Raw genomic sequence first — 20,511 nt, forward strand, 5'->3', positions numbered from 1 at the left:
TGCGCTAGTGTGCCCTGACATTCCTCACCTCCGCCGAAGAGATCCCCGTGGTGGTTACCTGCAGACTCTGGCTCGAACGAGCCGGCATGAAAATCATCAAGGCCCTGGCCCGTTGGCGCTGGCGCCTCTGACCTGATTCTGGCCGCTCGGGCGGCACGTTTGCACACGACCGTTTTATCCTCATGCCACGAGGCTGATCATGACCCGCGAAGAATTCCTGCGTTTAGCCGATGCCGGCTATAACCGCATTCCTGTTGCCTGCGAAACCATTGCCGACTTCGACACCCCGCTGTCGATCTACCTGAAACTGGCCGACCAGCCCAATACCTACCTGCTCGAATCCGTGCAGGGAGGCGAGAAGTGGGGGCGTTATTCGATCATCGGCCTGCCGGCACGCACCGTGCTGCGTGCCTATGGCTCGCGGGTCAGCGTCAGCGTGGATGGCGTCGAGGTGGAGCAGCACGAGTGTGCCGATCCCCTGGCCTTCGTCGAGCAGTTCAAGGAACGCTACAAGGTGCCGACCCTGCCGGGTCTGCCACGTTTCAATGGCGGCCTGGTGGGCTACTTCGCCTACGACAGCGTGCGTTACGTGGAGCCGAAGCTGGCGGCCGGGGTCAATCCCGATCCGCTGGGCACCCCCGATATCCTGCTGATGGTCTCCGACGCGGTGGTGGTCTTCGACAACCTGGCCGGCAAGATGCACGCCATCGTGCTGGCCGACCCGGCTGATGGCCAAGCCTATGAACAGGGCCAGGCCCGTCTGCAGGACATCCTGCAGGCCCTGCGCCAGCCGATCACCCCGCGCCTGGGCGTGGACCTGAGCGTCCCGGCCGGTGCCGAGCCGGCGTTCCGTTCCAGCTTCAGCCGCGACGACTACGAGCGTTCGGTCAACGCCATCAAGGAATACATCCTGGCGGGCGACTGCATGCAGGTGGTGATTTCCCAGCGCATGTCGATTCCGTTCCAGGCTGCGCCGATCGACCTGTACCGCGCGTTGCGCTGCATCAATCCGACGCCGTACATGTACTTCTTCAACTTTGGCGACTTCCATGTGGTCGGTTCCTCCCCCGAGGTGCTGGTACGGGTCGAGGACAACCTGGTCACCGTTCGCCCCATCGCCGGCACCCGCCCGCGTGGCGCGACCGAAGAGGCCGACCTGGCGCTGGAAGAAGACCTGCTGTCGGACGCCAAGGAAGTCGCCGAGCACCTGATGCTGATCGACCTGGGCCGTAACGATGTGGGTCGAGTGTCGAGCACCGGCAGCGTCAAACTCACCGAGAAGATGGTGATCGAGCGCTATTCCAATGTCATGCACATCGTGTCCAACGTGACGGGACACCTCAAGGAAGGCCTGAGCGCCATGGACGCGCTGCGCGCGATCCTGCCGGCGGGCACCCTGTCCGGTGCACCGAAGATCCGTGCCATGGAAATCATCGACGAGCTGGAGCCGGTCAAGCGTGGCGTCTATGGCGGCGCGGTCGGCTACCTGGCCTGGAACGGCAACATGGACACCGCCATCGCCATTCGCACGGCGGTGATCAAGGACGGTGAGCTGCACGTGCAGGCCGGCGCGGGTATCGTCGCCGACTCGGTGCCGGCCCTGGAATGGGAAGAGACGCTGAACAAGCGCCGCGCCATGTTCCGCGCGGTTTCCCTGGCCGAACAGACCACGATCAAGCACTGAGGAGTCCCGCCATGCTTTTGATGATCGACAATTACGACTCCTTTACCTACAACGTGGTGCAGTACCTCGGCGAGCTGGGTGCGGACGTGCATGTGATCCGCAACGACGAGCTGAGCATCGCCGAGATCGACGCACTGAATCCCGAGCGCATCGTCGTCTCCCCGGGGCCGTGCACGCCGACCGAGGCCGGTGTGTCGCTGGAGGTGATCAACCATTTCGCCGGCAAGCTGCCGATCCTTGGCGTGTGCCTGGGGCACCAGAGCATCGGCCAGGCCTTCGGCGGTGACGTGGTGCGTGCGCGCAAGGTGATGCATGGCAAGACCAGCCCCGTGTTCCACGAGGACCTGGGTGTGTTCGCCGGGCTGAACCGACCCCTGACCGTGACCCGTTACCACTCGTTGGTGGTCAAGCTCGAAACCCTGCCGGACTGCCTGGAAGTCACCGCCTGGACCCAGCACGACGACGGTTCGGTGGACGAGATCATGGGCCTTCGCCACAAGACCCTGCATATCGAAGGGGTGCAGTTCCACCCCGAGTCCATCCTTACCGAGCAGGGCCACGAGCTCTTTGCCAACTTCCTCAAACAACAAGGAGGCGTGCGCCCATGAACATCAAGGAAGCCCTCAACCGCGTCGTCGCCCAGCTCGACCTCAGCACCGAGGAAATGCAGGACGTGATGCGCGAGATCATGACCGGGCAGTGCACTGACGCACAGATCGGCGCCTTCCTCATGGGCCTGCGCATGAAGAGCGAGACCATCGACGAGATCGTCGGCGCCGCGAAGATCATGCGTGAGCTGGCCTCACCGGTGCACATCGACGCGCCTCACCTGGTCGACACCTGCGGCACCGGTGGCGACGGCATGAACATCTTCAACGTTTCCACCGCCGCGGCCTTCGTCGTGGCCGCCGCCGGTGGCCGGGTGGCCAAGCACGGCAACCGCGCGGTGTCCGGCAAGAGCGGCAGTGCCGACCTGCTGGAAGCGGCGGGCGTCTACCTCAACCTCAAGCCCGAGCAGGTCGCGCGCTGTGTGGAATCCGTCGGTGTCGGCTTCATGTTCGCGCCGTCGCACCATGGCGCCATGAAGTACGCCATCGGCCCGCGCCGTGAACTGGGCCTGCGCACCATCTTCAACATGCTCGGCCCGATGACCAATCCGGCCGGGGTCAAGAACCAGGTGATCGGCGTGTTCAGTCAGGCGCTGTGCCGACCGATGGCCGAAGTGCTGCAGCGCCTCGGCAGTGAGCATGTGCTGGTGGTGCACGCCCAGGATGGCCTGGACGAAATCAGCCTGGCAGCGCCGACCTTCGTGGCGGAGCTCAAGGACGGTGTGGTCAGCGAGTACCGCATCCAGCCGGAAGATTTCGGCATCAAGAGCCAGAGCCTGATCGGCCTGACCGTCGACAACGCCGAGCAGTCGCTGGAACTGATCCGCGATGCGCTGGGTCGTCGCAAGACCGAAGCCGGGCAGAAGGCGGTCGATATCATCGTGCTCAACGCTGGCGCCGCGCTGTATGCGGCGGGCCACGCCAGCAGCCTCAAGGAAGGTATGCAGCTGGCCCACGACGCCCTGCACACCGGGCTGGCCCGTGAAAAGCTGGAAGAGCTGGTGTCCTTTACCGCGGTGTTCAAACAGGAGAACGAAGGGTGAGCATCCCAACCGTTTTGGAGAAGATTCTCGCCCGCAAGGCCGAGGAAGTGGCAGCGCGCCGTCAGATCGTCAGCCTGGCCGAAGTCGAACAGGAAGCACGGGCCGCCGATGCGCCGCGTGGCTTCGCCCAGGCGCTGCTGAACCAGGCTCGCAGCAAGCAGCCGGCCGTGATCGCCGAGATCAAGAAAGCCTCGCCGAGCAAGGGTGTGCTGCGGGAAGACTTCGACCCGGCCCAGATCGCCAGGAGCTACGAGGCCGGCGGTGCCACCTGCCTGTCGGTGCTCACCGACATCGATTTCTTCCAGGGCGCCGATCGTTACCTGCAGGAGGCGCGCAACGCCTGTTCGCTGCCGGTGATCCGCAAGGATTTCATGATCGATCCGTACCAGATCGTCGAAGCCCGTGCCCTGGGCGCCGACTGCGTGCTGCTGATCGTCTCGGCGCTGAGCGACGCGCAAATGGCCGAGCTGGCCGCGACCGCCAAGGCCTTCGACCTGGATGTGCTGGTCGAGGTGCACGACGGCGATGAGCTGGAGCGTGCGCTGAATACCCTGGACACGCCGCTGGTTGGGGTCAACAACCGCAACCTGCACAGCTTCGAGGTCAGCCTGGAAACCACGCTGGACCTGCTGCCGCGTATTCCGCGCGACCGTCTGGTGGTTACCGAGAGCGGCATTCTCAACAGGGCCGATGTCGAGCTGATGGAAATCAGCGAGGTGTATGCGTTCCTGGTGGGCGAAGCGTTCATGCGTGCAGAGAACCCGGGGGTGGAGCTCGAGCGTCTGTTTTTCCCGGAGCGCAAGCGCGGCATCACTCGCCCCGACGTGGACTGACTGTCGGGCACAAAAAAGCCGGCGCATGCGCCGGCTTTTTTGTGGGCGGTCATCAGCGGGTGCCGAATACCACCATGGTCTTGCCTTTGACGTGTACCAGGCCCTGTTCTTCCAGAGACTTGAGTACGCGACCGACCATTTCCCGGGAGCAGCCGACGATACGGCCGATTTCCTGACGGGTGATCTTGATCTGCATGCCATCCGGATGCGTCATGGCATCGGGTTGTTTGCACAGATCGAGCAGTGTGCGGGCAACGCGGCCTGTTACATCGAGGAAAGCAAGATCGCCGACTTTGCGCGTGGTATTACGCAAACGTTCAGCCATCTGGCTGCCTAATGCATAAAGTATGTCGGGATCTTGTTGAGTCAGTTCGCGGAACTTGGTGTAACTCAGTTCAGCAACTTCGCATTCTGTTTTAGCGCGAACCCAGGCGCTGCGTTCTTTCTCCGCGCCGTCCTTTTCGAAGAGTCCCATTTCGCCAAAGAAGTCGCCCGAGTTGAGGTAGGCGATGATCATTTCCCGGCCATCGTCGTCTTCGATCAGGATCGTGACCGACCCTTTTACGATGAAGAACAACGTTTCGCAGCGATCACCCGCATAGATGATGGTGCTCTTGGCCGTGTAACGGCGTCGATGGCAATGCGCGAGGAGTTTGTCTAGGTTCTTTATCTTTGGTGTAAGGGTAATAGCTACCATGCCTGAGTCCCGAATATAAAAAGGTGAGCCTTTATCCAACAGGCCGATTTTTTCTAGTTATGTTGTTATCCGGCCAAGTGTGCCAGTAATCCGACCCCAGCTTAACAGAGGCTTCATAACGCGGGGTGATTTTGAGACACGTGTTACATATCGAGTGGGAACTTTTTCTCGTATTGAGGGTTCGCGAGTTGCGAAAACCGCTGTGTTAAGCTGCCTGCCTTTTTACAGCGGAGGCGTATATGAAAGCGCGCATTCAGTGGGCGGGTGAAGCCATGTTCATCGGCGAATCCGGCAGTGGCCACGCGGTTGTGATGGATGGTCCCCCCGAAGCCGGCGGACGCAATCTGGGTGTCCGTCCGATGGAAATGTTGCTGATCGGGCTGGGCGGTTGCAGCAACTTCGACGTGGTCAGCATCCTGAAAAAATCCCGACAGGCGGTCGAGAGCTGCGAGGCATTTCTCGAGGCTGAACGGGCCACTGAAGACCCCAAGGTGTTCACCAAGATCCACCTGCACTTCGTGGTGAAGGGGCGCGGCCTGAAGGAAGCCCAGGTCAAGCGGGCGGTCGAACTCTCGGCGGAGAAGTATTGTTCGGCCTCGATCATGCTCGGTCGCGCCGGCGTCGAGATCACCCACGACTACGAGATCATCGAGCTGGGCGCTGCGTAAGCCGTCCCATCGATCGGCGCTCACGCGCCTGCACAAACAGAAAGGGCGCCGATTGGCGCCCTTTCTGTTTGGGGTGATTCAGATCCGGTAGGTGCTTTTGGTCATGACCTTGGACAGCAGGGTCATGCCGAACTTCACCGGCGCCGGAAAGCGCAGGCCACCGGCTTCGAGCGCGCTGGTGGAATGCTGTTCTTCGTCGATGCGCATCTGCTCGAGGATCGCCCGGGACTTTTCGTCATGCTCGGGAATCTGCTGCAGGTGTTCGTCGAGGTGTTTGACGACCTGGTCCTCGGTCGCGGCGACGAATCCCAGGCTGACCTTGTCGCTGATCATCCCGGCCACGGCGCCCACGCCAAAGGACAGGCCATAGAACAACGGGTTGAGCACGCTGGGATGGCTGCCCAGCTGGCGGATGCGCTGTTCGCACCAGGCCAGGTGGTCGATCTCTTCTTCAGCGGCGTGTTCCATGGCGGCGCGGATGTGCGGCAGCTTCGCCGTCAGTGCCTGCCCCTGGTAGAGCGCCTGGGCGCAGACTTCACCGGTGTGGTTGATGCGCATCAGGCCGGCGACGTGCCGCGTCTGCTGTTCATCGAGCTCGGTTTCCGGTCGTACCAGCGCCGGTGACGGGCGTCCCGGCTGGCCGCTGAACGGGAGCAGGGTGCGCAGCGCCGTGTCGGCTTGCAGCAGCAGGCGGTCGATGGGGGAGTAGTGGCGGTCACTGGCCATGAGCGGGCTCCGGTGAAATCAGTGAGGGGCAGTGTACCCCAATCGCCCCGGGCCGGCGTGCTCCGGCCTGGGGCGGCTTGTCGCAGGCGCCGTCACGGCAGTTCGCGTACGACCCGCAGCCCGAGGGCGTAGTCCTTGTGCTGCGGTTGCTTGAGGTCGCGCTGGCTGGTGCGCAGGTAGCTGGGGCCGCTGTTCCAGGCGCCGCCGCGAATCGCCCGGGGGCTGCTGTCCAGCAGGCCGGCGGCTTGCTGCTCGCTGCCATCGTAGGGTGAGGCGAACCGGGAGGCGGTCCATTCCCAGACGTTGCCGGCGGTGTCATGCAGGCCGAAGGCATTGGCGGGGAACTGGCCGACCAGTGCGGTCTTGTTCTGGATCAGCCGCTGGCTGGCGCAGCCGCGGCAATGGGCGCGGGGGCGATCTTCCGGGCTGTCGAGCGTATCGCCCCACCAGTAGTAGCCGGTGCTGCCGCCGCGCGCCGCGTATTCCCATTCCGCTTCGGTCGGCAGGCGATAGCGCTGGCCGGTGCTGGTCGACAGCCACTGGGTGTAGGCCTGGGCTTCGAGCCAGGACACGTGGATGACCGGGCGCCGGGACGACATGCCCCAGCCCTCGTTGTCCGGCATGGGGGTGGCAGTGGCCTCGGCATAGCGCTGCCAGTCGTCGAAGGTCACTTCGTGGCGGCCGATGGCGAAGGGCTTGTCGATGTCGATCTGCCGGGTGGGCCGCTCGTTGTGGTTGCCGCGTCCGGTGCTGTCACCCAGGACGAAACGCCCGGCAGGCACCACCACCAGTTCGGGGCCCTGGCCGCCACCGTCCAGTTCGTCATGGAACACACGGCCACTCTGTTGGGCCTGGCTCGACAGTGTGATCAGCAGCAACGCCGCGGCACTGGCCAGTTGACGTACCATCAGCCTGGCGGCCACGTCAGCTGGCGCTTGCCCAGTACGTGCATATGAATGTGGTAGACGGTCTGGCCACCCTGTTCATTGCAGTTCATCACCACGCGGAAGCCTTCCTCGCAGCCTTGCTCGCGCGCCAGGCGCTGGGCGGTGAAGAGGATGTGGCCGGCCAGGGCCTTGTCGTCTTCGGTGAGGTCGTTGAGGGTGGGGATGTGCCGCTTGGGGATGACCAGGAAGTGCACCGGCGCCTGGGGGCCGATATCGTGGAAGGCGATGACCTGATCGTCTTCGTAGAGCTTGCGCGCCGGGATGTCCCCGGCGACGATCTTGCAGAACAGACAGTCCATGGACGGTCTCCCGGCCTGTTGAAAGTGGCCAGAGTTTAACGGCGGGCGGCGATGCTTGGCCACAGCAAGGAGCGTGTGTGAAAAACGACATTCATGACCTAGGGCTGGTGCTCGATTCCAAGGTCAAGCTGATCCTGATCGAGTCCTGGGATGAGCCCCGGGTGCTGGAAACACTGACCGGATTGGCCGTGAAGCGCGGCCTGGGGCTGCACACCTGGTCGGTGACCGAGGGCTTGCAGCGTCTCGGGTTCGGTGGTGACGCCCTGGGGGAGGGCAAGACCCAGGAACCGGAGGCTGCCCTGCGCCTGATCAAGGCGGACCTGCAGCCCAACCTGTACGTGTTGTGCGACTTGCATCCGTTCCTGGTGGACAACCCCAGGCTGGTGCGTCTGCTCAAGGAAATCGCCATGCGCGACACCCTGCACGCGCCGACGGTGGTGCTGGTCTCCCACGCCTGCAAGTTGCCTGCGGAAGTGCAGCGTTTCTCGGCACGCTTCAGCCTGGCGCTGCCATCGGAAGACGAGTTGCTGGCCATCGTCCGTGAAGAGGCCAGCCGCTGGAGCGAGCGCAACCGCAATACCCGGGTGCGCACCGACAATCGCACCTTGCAGCAGGTGGTGAAGAACCTGCGCGGCCTCAGCCATGCCGAGGCTAGGGCGCTGGCGCGCAACGTCATTTGCGACGACGGCGCGATTACCCAGGAAGACCTGCCCGAACTGAACAAGACCAAGTTCCAGCTGCTCGACCTGGAAGGCGTCCTGAGCTTCGAATACGACACGGCACGGTTTGCCGATGTCGGTGGCCTGGCCAACCTCAAGCGCTGGCTGGCCGAGCGCCAGGGCGCGTTCCTCGATGGCAAGGGCGCGGACGTGCCCAAGGGCGTCCTGCTGGTGGGGGTACAGGGTGGCGGCAAAAGCCTGGCGGCCAAGGCCGTGGCCGGACTCTGGGGCTTGCCGCTGCTGCGCCTGGATTTCGCCTGCCTGTACAACAAGTTCTTCGGCGAGACCGAGCGCAACCTGCGTGATGCGCTGAAGCTGGCGGAGCAGATGGCGCCCTGTGTGCTGTGGATGGACGAGATCGAAAAGGGCATCGCCAGCGGCGACAACGACGGGGGCGTCAGCCAGCGGGTCCTCGGTACGCTGCTGACCTGGATGGCCGAGCGCCGGGCACCGGTGTTCATGGTCGCCACGGCGAACGTCATCGAGCGCCTGCCGCCGGAGCTGGTGCGCAAGGGGCGTTTCGATGAGCTGTTCTTCGTCGATCTGCCAGACGCGACCGTGCGCGCCGACATCTTTCGCATCCACCTCGCGCGGCGTGATCTGGACCCGCAGCTGTTCGATCTGCCGGCGTTGGCGGTGGCCAGCGAGGGGTTCACCGGTGCGGAAATCGAACAGGTGGTGGTCGGTGCGCTCTACGCGGCGCAGGCGCAGCAGCAGTCCGTCGATCAGCCGCTGGTGCTGCGCGGTTTGCAGAGCACGGCGCCCTTGTCGGTGGTCATGGCGGAAAATCTCGACGCCCTGCGGACATGGGCCAGCGGGCGTACGGTCAGCGCAGGATGATTCAGAGCGGGCGCAGGTAGCGCTTGTTGGCCCGGGCCGAGAGGCGGCGCATGAGCCAGCGGGGCAACAGGCGATGCAGGTTGGCGGCCAGCCTGTTGCGCCAGCCCGGGATGATCACCGCTCGGTTCTTCTCCAGGGCCCGCACGGTGTACAGCGCGACCTCTTCGGCGCTCATCAGCAGGTCGTTCTTTTCGAAGGGTTCCAGGCTCAGATGGGCCTTGCGGAAGAACGCGCTGCGGGTCAGCCCCGGGCACAGCACCGAGACCCCGACGCCGTAGGCCTTGAGTTCTTCGCGCAGGCCTTCGGAAAACTGCAGCACGTAGGCTTTGCTGGCGAAGTAGTTGCTCATCCCGGGGCCGGGATGAAAGCCGGCGACCGACGCCACGTTGAGAATCTGCCCGCTGCCCTGGCCGGCCATCACGGTGCCCACGGCGTGGCAGAGCCTGGCCAGGGCGAGGACGTTCACTTCGATCAGCTCCTGCTCACGACTCCAGTCCTGCGCCACGAAGTCCCCGGCGCTGCCCAGGCCCGCATTGTTCACCAGCAGGTCGATGGTGCGGCCACTCAGTTCCAGTTCATGCAGCAGCCCGGACACCTGCAGGGGTTCGCTGAGGTCGCAGACCAGGAACAGCACTTCGACGCCGAATCGTTGGGTCAGCTCGCAGGCGATGCTCTCCAATGCATCGCGCTGGCGGGCCACCAGAATCAGGTGACGACCGCGGCGCGCCAGGGCCTCGGCCAGTGCCAGTCCGATTCCGCTTGAGGCGCCAGTGACCAGGGCATAGCGAGGCATGAGGGTTTCTCCGTGACGGGTCTGCTTGGACCCCGCCTTTCACCGTGGGTTGCTCGGCGCATGGAAAAAACCGTGCGCCGAAACCGGTCATTTGGCGAGTTGGTTCAGGGTCTCCATATCCAGGCCGCTGAGCATGACCACCAGCATGGCGAAGCCACCCATCACCAGGGCGACGATACCCAGTACGACGAACACCAGGAACAGACCGGCGAGAATTTTCACAGACAGGGTATTCGGGGGCGGGGGCGGGCCGTAACGGTTGGCGGCCTTGGTGCCTGGCATGACCATCATCAGGAGGGCGAACACGAACTGTACGAACGGCACCAGGCTGAGCAGCAACAGCCAGCCGGTCCAGCCGATATCGTGGAGGCGCTGGACCCCCATCTGTACCCACACCACGATCAGACCGAGCACGATCAGCAACGTCAGGGCGCCGCCAACCACCGTAGAAATACTGGTCACGATTCCACTGATGCCCAGCAGGCCGATGTAGGCGAACAGGCTGGTCATGAACCAGGCCAGGTAGCGCAGCCGACCGATGCGTCCGCTGACGCTGAAGACTTTCAGCTCGCCAAACTCCGGCAGGTGTTCACCCACGTTTGCCTGGGGTGTCGCATAGGGGGAGACGGCTGCGGGGGCGGGCACGTTATCGGGCGTGGGCTCAGGGCTCTTTTCCGGGGCCGCGCTCGCCAGTTGGGCCTGCCGGGCCAGGAATTTTTCGATGATGATGCCGCATGCCTCGCAGCCCGGGGCCTTGTTTTGCTGGTGACCGCATTTGGGGCAGGTCATCGGCTCGGTGCTGACCGGAGCCGGTGTTTCAGCGATCTCGACCAGGCTCATGCTGGCCGCCAGGTCCGGTTCCTTGCGGGCGACGGCGCCGGCCCGCTGCAGGGCGATGAGGTACTGGTCGGCTTCGTTTTCCTGCAGGTCGCGCTTGATGGCGATGGGGTTGCCACTGAACAGGGTGTTGATGCGCGTGCGATCGCTCTTGAACAGGCGCGCCAGGTTGTCCTTGGCTGTTTCCAGTTCGACGTCGGGCATCAGTTCCCCATCGAAGACGACTTTGAAGCGGGGTTGGGTCATGGAGAGCGTCCTTGTCAGCGCCTGCGAATGGTGGCGTGCACAGACTAGCGGGCCTGCGGGCCGCTGAACAAGCGGCCTGGAGCACAAAGTGGGGGAAATCTTCAGGGGTGTTTGTGCGGCGCCCAGCTGCCGACGAAGCGCCCGTGGCGAAGCAGGCGCAACTCGTTGAACGCGGTCAGCACGCCCTCGGAGCGCTCGGGGCGCAGAAACACCCAGTCATCCACGCCCACGGCGGTGCGCTCGGAGCCGATCAGCCGCTCCTGGTTGGCGCTGCGCCCATAGAGCGAGTCGTAGCGCAGCCCGGCCGGCGACAAGGGTTTGGCAGGCCATTGCCCGCCGTAGATATATAGGGCGCGTTCGCGGTTGCGATCCCAGCGCTGCAGCAGGGGCTGGACGCCACCCAGGTAGGGCAGTGCACCGTCCTGGGCCTTCAGCACCGGGCTGGCGATGTACAGGGCTGGGCGGTGGGCGCCGAGCAGGCGGCTGTCGAAGTCGCCCGGCTTCAGCAATACCGAGCCAACGGCCACCTCGTTGAGCGGGGTGTCTTCGCGGGCATGCAGCGGGTAGGTCAGGCTGCCGGCGCCATTGAGCAGCGGCTCGCTCGGCCACAGATCGGTGAAACCCTGGGCCGTATCGATGAACGCCCGGTAGCGCGCCATGCTCTCGGCGAACGCGGAGGCCTGGCTCTGCCAAGGCGGCGTGTGGGCGACCTGCACCTCATAACCCATCAGGCCGCGCAGGACCAGTGAGGGCTTGTGCTCGCGCAGCCAGGTCAGGGCGGTGGCAAGCTGCGCCGAGTCGGGGAAACCGCCACGGGCCAGGCCGACGTCGATCTCCAGGGCGATCTGCAGCGGTTGGCCGAGGGCGCCGGCCAGCTGCGCATACTCGGCCAGCCGTTGCGGTGTGTCGACCAGCCAGGTGAGCTGGCGCGCCGGGTCGAAGGCGCTGTGCCCCAGTTGTTGGTAAAAGCTCAATGCGGCCTTGGCCGGCAACGGTTTGCCCAGCAGGAGGTCGGCGCGGGGGAAGGCCCGGGCCAGCTCGTTCAACTGGGGCTGGTGAAAGACCATGAAACGCTGGGTGCCGAGCTTTTCGGCCAGGTAGCCCAGCAGGCCGTTGGCGGCCAGTGACTTGGCCACCAGGCGAACCGGCAGCTTGCCGGCGAGACGACGAGCGAGCAGTTCGGTGTTGTGGTCGAGGGCGTCCATGTCGACCACCAACAGGGGGATGCCATTGCCCTCGCGCCGCAGCAATTGGTTGAGGGCGTCGAAGTAGGGGGCATGAGCCTGTCCCCGGTCCGACGGTCGCAACGCCCAACCGGCGATCAGCGCGGCGGCGCCCAGGCCGATCAGGCGTCGACGCTTCATCGTGACCAGCGTTGCTGCAACTGCTGCGTCTGCGCGTAGGCCTGTTGGTACTCACGGTCCAGGCGCGCCACCAGCTCTTCGACGCTCGGCAGGTCGCGAATGTCGCCCACGCCCTGGCCGGCGGACCATACGGTCTTCCAGGCTTTCGCTTCGTCGCTGATCGGCTTGAGCTTCTCGCCGTAGTTCACTTCGCCCTTGCTCTGCAGTTGCTTCAGGTCGTAGCCCGCTTGTTCCAGACTCTGGCGCATGAAGCTGGCAGGAACGCCGGAAACCGCCGGGGTGTGAATGATGTCGGCGGCCTTGGCGTCCACGAGCATCTGCTTGTAGGCCTCGGGGGCGTCGTTCTGCTGGGTGGCGATCAGGCGGGTGCCCATGTACGCCAGGTCCGCGCCCAGCAACTGGGCGGCGAGGATTTCGTGGCCGTGGTTGAGGCAGCCTGCCAGCAGCAGGGTCTTGTCGAAGAACTGGCGGATCTCCGCGACCAGGGCGAACGGGCTCCAGGTGCCGGCATGGCCACCGGCGCCCGCGGCCACGGCGATCAAGCCGTCGACACCCGCTTCCGCAGCCTTTTCCGCATGGCGGCGGGTGGTCACGTCGTGGAACACCAGGCCGCCATAGCTGTGTATCGCATCGACCACCTCTTTCACCGCGCCCAGGCTGGTGATGACGATGGGCACGCGCTTCTCGACGCAGATCGCCAGGTCGGCCTGCAGGCGAGGGTTGGTGCCGTGGACGATCAGGTTGACGGCATAAGGCGCCGACTGCTCATCCAGGCCCGCTTCGATCTCGTCCAGCCAGGCCCGGAAACCGCTGCTTTCACGCTGGTTGAGCGCGGGGAAGCTGCCGACGATGCCGCTGCGGCAGCAGGCCAGCACCAACTGCGGGTTGGACACCAGGAACATCGGGGCGGCGACGAGGGGCAGACGCAGGCGTTGTTCAAGCAGAGCAGGCAAGGACATGGCGACACCTTCGGGTTGGGGAGGGGATCAGAACGGCCGGACGACGACCAGGATGACGACGGCGAGCAACACCAGAACCGGCGCTTCGTTGAACCAGCGGTAGAACACATGGCTGCGTTGGTTCTCGCCACGGGCAAAGCGCTTCAGTTGCGCCCCGCAGACGTGGTGGTAGCCGATCAGCAGCAGCACCAGGGTGAGCTTGGCGTGCATCCAGCCCTGGCTGAAGTAGTAGCTCGGGTTCAGGCTCAGGAGCCAGGCGCCCAGGACCACGGTGAGGACCATCGAGGGGCCCATGATGCCGCGGTACAGCTTGCGCTCCATCACGCAGAAGCGCTCGCGGCTGATCGCGTCCTCGCTCATGGCGTGGTAGACGAACAGGCGCGGCAGGTAGAACAGGCCGGCGAACCAGCAGACCATGGCGATGATGTGGAAGGCCTTGAGCCACAGATAGAGCATGTTCGATCCCGGACGTGAAAAATGCCTCGATAGTAGTGACTGACGTCCCGTCCGTCATCACTGCGGTTGGCCGCTGGCCGATGCGGCTTTATCATCGGCAGCTTTCCAATGGCTTTTTCAAGGGGCAAGTGATGGTCAAGGTCGGAATCGTCGGTGGCACGGGTTACACCGGGGTCGAGCTGTTGCGTCTGCTGGCGCAGCATCCCCAGGCGCACGTCGCCGTCATCACCTCGCGCTCCGAGGCCGGCCTGCGTGTGGACGAGATGTACCCGAACCTGCGCGGTCACTACCCGGACCTGGCTTTCAGCGTGCCGGACGTCGCCACCCTGGGCGCCTGTGACGTGGTGTTCTTCGCCACGCCCCATGGCGTCGCCCATGCCCTGGCAGGCGAACTGCTGGCTGCCGGCACCAAGGTCATCGACCTGTCGGCCGACTTCCGCCTGCAGGATGCCGAGGAATGGGGCAAATGGTATGGCCAGCCGCATGGCGCCCCTGATCTGTTGCCGGAAGCGGTCTATGGCCTGCCAGAGGTCAACCGCGAAGCCATCAAGCAGGCGCGCCTGATTGCCGTGCCGGGCTGCTACCCGACCGCCGCCCAACTGGGCTTCCTGCCGCTGCTCGAAGCCGGGCTGGCCGACGCCTCGCGCCTGATCGCCGACTGCAAGTCCGGTGTCAGCGGTGCCGGTCGTGGTGCCAGTGTCGGTTCGCTGTTCAGCGAGGCCGGCGAGAGCATGAAAGCCTATGGCGTCAAAGGCCACCGTCACCTTCCGGAAATCCGCCAGGGCCTGCGCCGCGCCGCCAAGAGCGATGTCGGTCTGACCTTCGTGCCGCACCTGACCCCGATGATTCGCGGTATTCACGCCACCCTGTACGCGACCGTGGCGGATCAGTCGGCGGACCTGCAGGCGCTGTTCGAAAAACGCTATGCCAACGAGCCGTTCGTCGACGTAATGCCGGCCGGCAGCCACCCGGAAACCCGCAGCGTGCGTGGCGCCAACGTCTGCCGTATTGCGGTGCACCGGCCGCAGGGCGGTGATCTGGTGGTGGTGCTGTCGGTCATCGACAACCTGGTGAAAGGCGCGTCGGGCCAGGCGGTGCAGAACATGAACATCCTCTTCGGCCTGGATGAGCGCCTGGGTCTTTCCCACGCTGCCCTGCTGCCCTGATGTCGGGTTGGGAGGTCAGGCCGAGCGACCCGCGGCGGGCCAGGCGAGCGCGTCTGGCTGTTCTGTTGCTGGCACTGGCGGTCCCGGCCGCCTTCTTTGCAGGGAGCTGGTGGCAGGCGCGTGGCGTGCAGGTGCAATCGGACCATGACCAGCCACTCGAAACGCGTCTGAATACCCAGCAGCAGGAGCTGGACATGCTGCGCCAGCGCCTGGCGGTGGTCGGCAGTGGCGAGAAAGTGGCCCAGCAGGCCAACGAGCAGAGTCGTCAGACGATCAAGCTGCTGGAGGAGCAAGTCTTCAAGCTGCAACAGGACCTGGCGTTCTATAAGGGCGTGCTGGCGCCTGCCAGTCGTCGCGAAGGCCTGCGCATTCGCACCTTCGAGCTGCAGGCCACGGAGACGCCGCGGCTCTTCCGCTACAAGATCCTGCTCAGCCGCGTGGGCAAGGATGACAAGCCCCTGCAGGGGCAACTGCTGGTTTCAGTGGAGGGACGCCAAGGCAACAAGGCCGCGAGCCTCGAGCTGGCCGGCCTGACCCAGGGGCTCGCCGAGCCGCTGGAAGCCAAGGAAATCCCCTTCACGTTCAAACATTTCCAGGCGATTCCCGCGGGCGGGCGCTTCGCCGAGCTGAAGCTGCCGGAGGGTTTCGAGCCGCAGCAGATCAAGGTGCGGGCACAGGTTCAGGGCGAAAAGCCGTTGGAACGTACATTCAAATGGATCGACCAAGAGTGATAGTCCCGTATGTGGAGTAAAGAAAAGAGCAAGGCAGACCTTCAGCGTTTCACTGGAAAAACCAGTCTGATCGCCGCCGGGGCCGAATTGGCTGGTGATCTGCGCTTTCAGGGCGCGGTGCAAGTCGATGGTCGGATCAATGGCAACCTGCTGACCAGCGACGGTATGGTGCGTGTCAGTGTCGAAGGGCAGGTTGAAGGTGAGATTCGCGCCCCCCATATAGTCATCGATGGCGAAGTGATCGGTGACGTATATGCCGGTCAGCACCTCGAACTGGGCAGCCGGGCCCGCGTGCGCGGCAATCTCTACTATGGCTTGATGGAAATGGCCATGGGGGCGCAGATCGAAGGGCGCCTGTGTCATATCAAGGACGGTGCACGTCCACTTGAATTGCCCAATACGCTTGAAGCCGCAGAATAGTTGACCCCTTTTCTCGGGTAAGCGGATAATGCAGGGCCCCCACCGCAGTATGGCGCGTAGCGCCGGGAGATAGTCAGCATGAGCGTCGAAACCTTCACCCCCACCGCGTTGCTGTTTACGCAGGGTGCTGCCAGCAAGGTGAAGAGCCTGGTCGATGAAGAAGGCAACCCGCGCCTGAAGTTGCGCGTGTTCGTGACTGGAGGCGGTTGTTCCGGCTTCCAGTACGGCTTTACCTTCGATGAAGACGTGGCCGAAGATGACACCATCGTCGAGCGCGAGGGCGTGAGCCTGGTCGTCGATCCGATGAGCTTCCAGTACCTCGCCGGCGCCGAGGTGGACTATCAGGAAGGATTGGAAGGGTCGCGCTTCGTGATCAAGAACCCCAACGCCACCACCACCTGTGGTTGCGGGTCGTCCTTCTCGATCTGATACCGACCTGCTGTGCTGACAGAAACGCCGTGCCTTGTGCACGGCGTTTTCGTTTCTAGGCCGGGTAGATCGCGCCCAGCACCCGCAACCCGCGAGCGCCCGTCACGCTGGGTCTGTTGGCGGGGATGCCTTCCAGGCAGCAATGGGCCAGCCAGGCGAATGCCATGGCCTCCATCCAGTCGGCGGGAACGCCGTGGTCATCCGTGCTGCTGACGGTGCACCCCGGCAGGAGCTGCGACAGCCGCGCCATGAGCGCACAATTGCGGGCCCCGCCGCCACAGACCATCAATTCCCCGGTGTCCGCCTGGCTGTCGAGCAGAGCATTGGCGCAGGTGCGGGCGGTCAGCTCGAGCAGTGTGGCTTGCACGTCTTCAGGGGCGAAAGGCGGTAGAGACGCCAGTTGCTGTTCGAGCCAGGGCAGGTTGAAGAGTTCTCGGCCGGTGCTTTTCGGCCCCTGGGTCCGGAAGAAATCATCGCCAAGCAAGGCATCCAGCAGTGTGATCTGCAGCGTGCCGCTGGCCGCCCAGGCGCCATCCCGATCAAAGGTGGCATGCTGACGAGCCTGGATCCAGGCATCCATCAACACGTTGCCCGGGCCGCAATCGAAGCCCCTTACAGCCTGGCCGGGTGTCAGCAGGCTGAGGTTGCTGAAGCCGCCGATGTTCAGCACCGCGCGGCTTTGCCGTGCGTCGCCGAACAGGGCCTCGTGAAAGGCGGGGACCAACGGGGCGCCTTGCCCGCCAGCGGCTACATCGCGGCGGCGAAAATCACCGACCACAGTGATGCCGCTCAGCTCTGCCAGCAAGGCGGGGTTACCGATCTGCAGGGTGAAACCACGAGCGGGTTCGTGCCGGACGGTCTGGCCGTGGCTGCCGATGGCGCGGATGGCGTCAGGTGAGAGGTTCTGTTCTTTCAGTAGCGCCGCGATTCCCGAGGCTGCCAGCTGCACCCATTGCGCTTCGGCAATGGCGGCCCTGGCCAGTTCGTCATGCCCGGGGGCACAAAGAGCCAGCAGGTCGCCCCGCAGTGTGGCCGGCATGGGAATGTAGTGGGTCGCGAGGAGGGTCGTTGTGTCTGCCTGCTCTACCAGTGCGATATCCAGCCCGTCGAGGCTGGTGCCGGACATCACACCGAGATAGAGCGGCATGGCAATCAGCGCTTGTTGAGGGCGAGCAGGGTGGAACGTTCCTGGTCCATGCGTGCCATCAGGGGTTTGCTCTGTTGCATGAAGCGTTGTTTTTCGTTGCGCGCGATCGGATCGGCCATCGGCAGCTTCTGGCTCAGCGGATCCACGTGAGTGCCGTTGACCTGGAACTCATAGTGCAGGTGCGGACCGGTGGACAGGCCGGTGGTGCCGATGTAGCCGATGATCTGACCCTGCTTGACGTTGCTGCCGGTGCGCACGCCTTTGGCAAAGCCTTGCATGTGCGCATACAGCGTACGGTAGCGGCTACCGTGCTGGATGATCACGGTGTTGCCGTAACCGCCCTTGCGACCGGCCAGCGCGACTTTACCGTCGCCGGCGGCCTTGATCGGGGTGCCGCGCGGTGCGGCGTAGTCGACGCCCTTGTGTGCGCGGATCTTGTTCAGGATCGGGTGGCGGCGGCCGTTGGAGAAACGCGAGCTGATGCGGGCGAAGTCCACCGGCGTGCGGATGAACGCCTTGCGCATGCTGGTGCCGTCGGCGCTGTAGTAGCTGGTGTTGCCCTGCTTGTCGGTATAGCGCACCGCGGTGTAGGTCTTGCCGCGGTTGGTGAAGCGGGCCGACAGGATATTGCCGGTGCCGACGTGCCGATCTTCAATGACCTTCTTTTCGTAGATCACTTCGAATTCGTCACCCTCGCGGATGTCCATGGCGAAGTCGATGTCGTAGCCGAAGATGTTGGCCAGGTCCATGGTCAGGTTGTGCGACAGACCGGCGCGTTTTGCCGCGACGAACAGCGAGCTGTTGATGACGCCGTGAGCGTAGGCGTTGGTGACGTCCGGGGTCACCTCGTCACGCTTGAAGGTGTAACCCTTCTCGGTCTTGGTCAGGGTGATGCTTTCCAGGTCGCTGAGCTTGCTGTGCAGGCTTTCCAGCTGCCCTTCGGGGGAAAGTTTGAACTCAAGTGCCTGGCCGATTTTCAAACGACTCAGTTGCTTGGCTTCCTTGCTGCTGTTCAGCACTTCATGCAGCGTCGTGGCGCTGAGCCCAACCTTGGCGAATACCGTGGAAAGCGTATCGCCATTGGCGACATTGACGACTTTCTGGCTGGGGTCTTCTGGAGGGAGGTCGGTTGCGCTGACGGCGGCGTCTTGTTCTTGAGGAGTGGTGTCTTGCGAGGCGGTGTTCTGTTGGTCGTTCGGGGTTTCGATCTGGGCGAAAGGCGAGGGCTTGGCTTGCTCTTCGAGTGGTCGCAGGTCGTCTTTTTCCTGCAGGCTCAGCTCGGCCGCGTTATCCAGGTCCAGGTTCAGGTAGGTTTTTTGAGCTTCAACTTCGCGAGAGGGGAACACCAGAAGGGCCAGGCTGAGCAGGGCAGCGACACCGCTGGCGGCCAGAATATGGGTTTTGGGGTACAGCGGGGGCGCTTTAGTTGGAGAGGTCATAGGCGGCTTTTGACTTTGAAAAGATGAAAAGGAAAAGATGAAAAAAATGATGAATGTGCAGTAACTGTATAAAATATAACCAAAACGTGTGTGAGGCAACCCTTGGTCGAGGGTTGTGCGCCAGTCTGTGCGGTCGCTGGGCAAAACTTGTTATTTGTCTGCGATCTTGTATGGTTGGTTCCCTTTTGGTTTTGAGTGGTCGTGAGTCCTGTCATGAAGTCGGTCGAAGAGCAGCTGGCGCTGATCAAGCGTGGTGCGGAAGAGGTATTGGTTGAGTCCGAGCTGGTTGAAAAGCTCAAGCGTGGTCAGCCCTTGCGTATCAAGGCCGGCTTCGACCCGACGGCTCCTGACCTGCACCTGGGGCACACCGTCCTTATTAATAAGCTGCGCCAGTTCCAGGAGCTCGGCCATCAGGTGATCTTCCTGATCGGCGACTTCACCGGGATGATTGGTGACCCGAGCGGCAAGAGTGCGACGCGCCCGCCGCTGACGCGCGAGCAGGTTCTGGAGAATGCCGAGACCTACAAGTCTCAGGTGTTCAAGATCCTCGATCCGGCTAAGACCGAGGTGGCGTTCAACTCCACCTGGATGGACCAGATGGGGCCGGCGGATTTCATTCGCCTGACTTCCCAATACACCGTGGCGCGCATGCTCGAGCGCGACGATTTCAGCAAGCGCTATTCGACCAACCAGCCGATCGCCATCCATGAGTTCCTCTACCCGCTGGTCCAGGGGTACGACTCGGTCGCGTTGCGTGCGGATGTCGAGCTCGGCGGGACCGATCAGAAGTTCAACCTGCTCATGGGGCGCGAGTTGCAACGTTCCTACGGCCAGGCTTCGCAGTGCATCGTCACCATGCCGTTGCTCGAAGGCCTGGATGGTGTGAAGAAGATGTCCAAGTCGCTGGGCAACTACGTCGGCATCCAGGAAGCACCGGGTGTCATGTACGGCAAGCTGGTCTCCATTCCCGATGCGCTCATGTGGCGTTACTTCGAGCTGCTCAGCTTTCGCTCCATGGAAGAGATCGAGCAATTCAAGGTCGACGTGCAGCAGGGTGCCAACCCGCGTGATATCAAGATCAAGCTGGCCGAGGAAATTGTCGCGCGCTTCCATGGTGAAGAAGCGGCTGCCAGCGCTCACCGCTCTGCGGGCAATCGCATGAAGGATGGCGAGCTGCCGGAAGACCTGCCGGAGATTGAGCTCTCCTCCGCTGAAGATATGCCGATCGCTGCGCTGCTGAACCGTGCGGGGCTGGTGAAGAATGCTGCAGCCGCTCGTGACCTGCTGGGTTCTGGTGGTGTTCGTGTGGATGGCGAAGTGGTAGATCGCTCCTTCCTATATAAGGTAGGTGCTACCCACGTTTGCCAGGCCGGCAAGAAGGCATTCGCACGAATTACGCTAAAAGCTGAATAATCGGTTGACGAGGAATTCTGCGGGCCTATAATGCGCACCACTTCCGG

Annotated in this window: 22 protein-coding genes; 11 read left to right on the forward strand and 11 right to left on the reverse strand. The window is 63.5% G+C overall.

What is annotated here, in order from left to right; all coding sequences use genetic code 11:
* Positions 1-199 precede the first annotated feature (199 nt).
* From trpE to trpC, 4 genes are read left to right on the forward strand one after another with little or no spacing between them, the layout of a single operon-like run.
* Positions 200-1,684 carry an anthranilate synthase component I gene (trpE, locus tag N5C28_RS09585; protein WP_279821863.1) on the forward strand — a complete coding sequence of 495 codons (1,485 nt, stop codon included), beginning with the start codon at positions 200-202 and terminating at the stop codon, positions 1,682-1,684.
* An 11-nt stretch (positions 1,685-1,695) separates the two neighbouring features.
* Positions 1,696-2,292, forward strand: a complete 597-nt coding sequence (locus tag N5C28_RS09590) for an aminodeoxychorismate/anthranilate synthase component II (protein WP_279821864.1) — start codon at positions 1,696-1,698, stop codon at positions 2,290-2,292.
* A complete protein-coding gene (gene trpD, locus N5C28_RS09595) occupies positions 2,289-3,335 on the forward strand; it encodes an anthranilate phosphoribosyltransferase (protein WP_279821865.1) in 1,047 nt (348 codons plus the stop codon). Before N5C28_RS09590 ends, trpD begins: the two co-directional genes overlap by 4 nt.
* The gene (gene trpC / locus N5C28_RS09600) at positions 3,332-4,168 is read left to right on the forward strand and encodes an indole-3-glycerol phosphate synthase TrpC (protein ID WP_279821866.1); all 837 of its coding nucleotides are present in this window, start codon (positions 3,332-3,334) and stop codon (positions 4,166-4,168) included. The genes trpD and trpC overlap by 4 nt, the downstream gene beginning before the upstream one ends.
* Positions 4,169-4,220: 52 nt before the next feature.
* On the opposite strand, the gene crp is transcribed toward trpC, so the two are convergent.
* Positions 4,221-4,865, reverse strand: a complete 645-nt coding sequence (gene crp / locus N5C28_RS09605; RefSeq protein WP_279821867.1) for a cAMP-activated global transcriptional regulator CRP — start codon at positions 4,863-4,865, stop codon at positions 4,221-4,223.
* Positions 4,866-5,104: 239 nt separating this feature from the next.
* Between crp and N5C28_RS09610 the strand changes: the two genes are divergently transcribed.
* Positions 5,105-5,533: an OsmC family protein gene (locus tag N5C28_RS09610; protein ID WP_279821868.1), complete on the forward strand. Its 429-nt coding sequence runs from the start codon at positions 5,105-5,107 to the stop codon at positions 5,531-5,533.
* A gap of 78 nt (positions 5,534-5,611) precedes the next feature.
* On the opposite strand, the gene coq7 is transcribed toward N5C28_RS09610, so the two are convergent.
* The 3 genes from coq7 to N5C28_RS09625 form a co-directional block, all read right to left on the reverse strand.
* Positions 5,612-6,259, reverse strand: coding sequence for a 2-polyprenyl-3-methyl-6-methoxy-1,4-benzoquinone monooxygenase (coq7, locus tag N5C28_RS09615; protein ID WP_279821869.1), 648 nt, complete (start codon positions 6,257-6,259; stop codon positions 5,612-5,614).
* 92 nt (positions 6,260-6,351) lie between these two features.
* Entirely contained in the window at positions 6,352-7,167 is an 816-nt protein-coding gene (locus N5C28_RS09620) for a formylglycine-generating enzyme family protein (RefSeq protein ID WP_279821870.1), read from the reverse strand.
* The gene (locus N5C28_RS09625; protein WP_279821871.1) at positions 7,167-7,505 is read right to left on the reverse strand and encodes a histidine triad nucleotide-binding protein; all 339 of its coding nucleotides are present in this window, start codon (positions 7,503-7,505) and stop codon (positions 7,167-7,169) included. The genes N5C28_RS09620 and N5C28_RS09625 overlap by 1 nt, the downstream gene beginning before the upstream one ends.
* Before the next feature lie 77 nt (positions 7,506-7,582).
* On the opposite strand from N5C28_RS09625, the gene N5C28_RS09630 reads away from it, so the two are divergent.
* The gene (locus tag N5C28_RS09630; protein WP_279821872.1) at positions 7,583-9,064 is read left to right on the forward strand and encodes an AAA family ATPase; all 1,482 of its coding nucleotides are present in this window, start codon (positions 7,583-7,585) and stop codon (positions 9,062-9,064) included.
* Between the two features lies 1 nt (position 9,065).
* Here the strand turns inward: N5C28_RS09630 and N5C28_RS09635 are convergent, their stop codons facing one another.
* The 5 genes from N5C28_RS09635 to hemJ form a co-directional block, all read right to left on the reverse strand.
* Positions 9,066-9,857 carry an SDR family oxidoreductase gene (locus N5C28_RS09635; RefSeq protein WP_279821873.1) on the reverse strand — a complete coding sequence of 264 codons (792 nt, stop codon included), beginning with the start codon at positions 9,855-9,857 and terminating at the stop codon, positions 9,066-9,068.
* 87 nt (positions 9,858-9,944) lie between these two features.
* Positions 9,945-10,940 (reverse strand): DUF805 domain-containing protein, encoded by a 996-nt coding sequence (locus N5C28_RS09640; protein WP_279821874.1) that lies wholly within the window; start codon positions 10,938-10,940, stop codon positions 9,945-9,947.
* A 101-nt stretch (positions 10,941-11,041) separates the two neighbouring features.
* A complete protein-coding gene (locus N5C28_RS09645) occupies positions 11,042-12,304 on the reverse strand; it encodes an alanine racemase (protein WP_279821875.1) in 1,263 nt (420 codons plus the stop codon).
* Complete coding sequence (locus tag N5C28_RS09650) at positions 12,301-13,263, reverse strand: nitronate monooxygenase family protein (protein WP_279821876.1); 963 nt, start codon at positions 13,261-13,263, stop codon at positions 12,301-12,303. The genes N5C28_RS09645 and N5C28_RS09650 overlap by 4 nt, the downstream gene beginning before the upstream one ends.
* Positions 13,264-13,290: 27 nt before the next feature.
* Positions 13,291-13,719: a protoporphyrinogen oxidase HemJ gene (hemJ, locus tag N5C28_RS09655; RefSeq protein WP_279821877.1), complete on the reverse strand. Its 429-nt coding sequence runs from the start codon at positions 13,717-13,719 to the stop codon at positions 13,291-13,293.
* Positions 13,720-13,850: 131 nt separating this feature from the next.
* Between hemJ and argC the strand changes: the two genes are divergently transcribed.
* The 4 genes from argC to erpA all read left to right on the forward strand — a co-directional run bounded on the left by argC (position 13,851) and on the right by erpA (position 16,465).
* A complete protein-coding gene (argC, locus tag N5C28_RS09660) occupies positions 13,851-14,885 on the forward strand; it encodes an N-acetyl-gamma-glutamyl-phosphate reductase (RefSeq protein WP_279821878.1) in 1,035 nt (344 codons plus the stop codon).
* Positions 14,886-15,010: 125 nt separating this feature from the next.
* The gene (locus tag N5C28_RS09665; protein ID WP_279821879.1) at positions 15,011-15,616 is read left to right on the forward strand and encodes a DUF6776 family protein; all 606 of its coding nucleotides are present in this window, start codon (positions 15,011-15,013) and stop codon (positions 15,614-15,616) included.
* Between the two features lie 9 nt (positions 15,617-15,625).
* Positions 15,626-16,036 carry a polymer-forming cytoskeletal protein gene (locus N5C28_RS09670; RefSeq protein ID WP_279821880.1) on the forward strand — a complete coding sequence of 137 codons (411 nt, stop codon included), beginning with the start codon at positions 15,626-15,628 and terminating at the stop codon, positions 16,034-16,036.
* Positions 16,037-16,114: 78 nt separating this feature from the next.
* Positions 16,115-16,465 (forward strand): iron-sulfur cluster insertion protein ErpA, encoded by a 351-nt coding sequence (gene erpA / locus N5C28_RS09675; RefSeq protein ID WP_279821881.1) that lies wholly within the window; start codon positions 16,115-16,117, stop codon positions 16,463-16,465.
* A 55-nt stretch (positions 16,466-16,520) separates the two neighbouring features.
* Here erpA and N5C28_RS09680 read toward each other — a convergent pair whose 3' ends face one another.
* Together N5C28_RS09680 and N5C28_RS09685 are read right to left on the reverse strand one after the other, a co-directional pair.
* Positions 16,521-17,612, reverse strand: coding sequence for an anhydro-N-acetylmuramic acid kinase (locus N5C28_RS09680; protein WP_279821883.1), 1,092 nt, complete (start codon positions 17,610-17,612; stop codon positions 16,521-16,523).
* Positions 17,613-17,617: 5 nt separating this feature from the next.
* Positions 17,618-19,051, reverse strand: coding sequence for a peptidoglycan DD-metalloendopeptidase family protein (locus N5C28_RS09685; RefSeq protein WP_279821885.1), 1,434 nt, complete (start codon positions 19,049-19,051; stop codon positions 17,618-17,620).
* A 213-nt stretch (positions 19,052-19,264) separates the two neighbouring features.
* On the opposite strand from N5C28_RS09685, the gene tyrS reads away from it, so the two are divergent.
* Positions 19,265-20,464, forward strand: coding sequence for a tyrosine--tRNA ligase (tyrS, locus tag N5C28_RS09690; RefSeq protein ID WP_279821887.1), 1,200 nt, complete (start codon positions 19,265-19,267; stop codon positions 20,462-20,464).
* Positions 20,465-20,511 lie beyond the last annotated feature (47 nt).

The organism is Pseudomonas sp. GD03944 (assembly GCF_029839275.1).
Classification (GTDB): Bacteria; Pseudomonadota; Gammaproteobacteria; order Pseudomonadales; family Pseudomonadaceae; genus Aquipseudomonas.